This window comes from Bartonella sp. TS25HLJMH (assembly GCF_042193505.1).
GTDB lineage: Bacteria > Pseudomonadota > Alphaproteobacteria > Rhizobiales > Rhizobiaceae > Bartonella > Bartonella grahamii.
Genome location: NZ_JBHILV010000071.1, coordinates 1 through 1,176 on the forward strand (window position 1 = coordinate 1; position 1,176 = coordinate 1,176).

A 1,176-nucleotide genomic window follows, 5' to 3' on the forward strand; every position below is an offset into this window, starting at 1 on the left:
AACAAGCATTATTTATTCGATGATCTTAGAGACGATACCGGCACCAACAGTACGACCACCTTCACGAATAGCAAAACGAAGCTTCTCTTCCATCGCTATCGGAACAATCAATGAAACATCCATGGCAACATTGTCTCCTGGCATAACCATTTCCGTTCCTTCTGGAAGCGTAACAATACCTGTAACATCCGTCGTACGGAAGTAAAACTGAGGACGATAATTCGTGAAAAATGGTGTATGACGTCCACCTTCATCTTTCGTCAAAATGTAAGCTTCTGCTTTAAAACGTGTATGAGGCGTAACAGACCCTGGCTTCGCCAATACTTGACCACGCTCAATCCCTTCACGGTCAACACCACGAAGCAGAGCTCCTATATTATCACCCGCTTGACCCTGATCTAAAAGCTTGCGGAACATTTCAACGCCTGTAACCGTCGTCTTAGACGTTGGACGAATACCGATAATCTCGATTTCCTCTCCAACTTTAATAACACCACGCTCAACACGACCCGTAACAACGGTTCCACGACCCGAAATCGAAAATACATCCTCTATCGGCATCAAAAATGGTTGATCAACAGGACGTTCAGGCGTTGGAATATAATTATCAACTTCACTCATTAAAAGACGAACAGCATCTTCACCAATGCTTTTATCCTTATCCTCAAGAGCTGCCAACGCAGAACCTTTAACAATTGGTATATCATCGCCTGGAAAATCATATTTGGATAAAAGTTCCCGAACCTCAAGCTCTACAAGCTCCAAAAGTTCTGCATCATCAACCTGATCAACTTTATTAAGAAAAACAACAATTGCTGGAACACCAACCTGACGCGCAAGCAAAATATGCTCACGTGTCTGAGGCATTGGACCATCAGCTGCTGAAACAACCAAAATAGCACCATCCATCTGTGCCGCACCTGTGATCATGTTCTTTACATAATCAGCGTGTCCTGGACAATCAACATGCGCATAGTGACGATTTTCCGTTTCATACTCAACGTGTGCTGTAGAAATAGTAATTCCACGTGCGCGTTCCTCTGGGGCAGCATCAATTTGATCATAGGCTTTAAATTCACCAAAATATTTCGTAATCGCTGCTGTCAACGAGGTCTTCCCATGATCAACGTGACCAATCGTACCAATATTAACATGCGGTTTTGTTCGTTCAAACTT

Annotated in this window: 1 protein-coding gene; it reads right to left on the reverse strand. The window is 43.3% G+C overall.

The window, feature by feature from the left end; translation table 11 throughout:
• Window positions 1-12 precede the first annotated feature (12 nt).
• On the reverse strand, window positions 13-1,176 hold a 1,164-nt coding region (gene tuf / locus ACFINF_RS09250), incomplete at its 5' end, for an elongation factor Tu (RefSeq protein WP_375620594.1).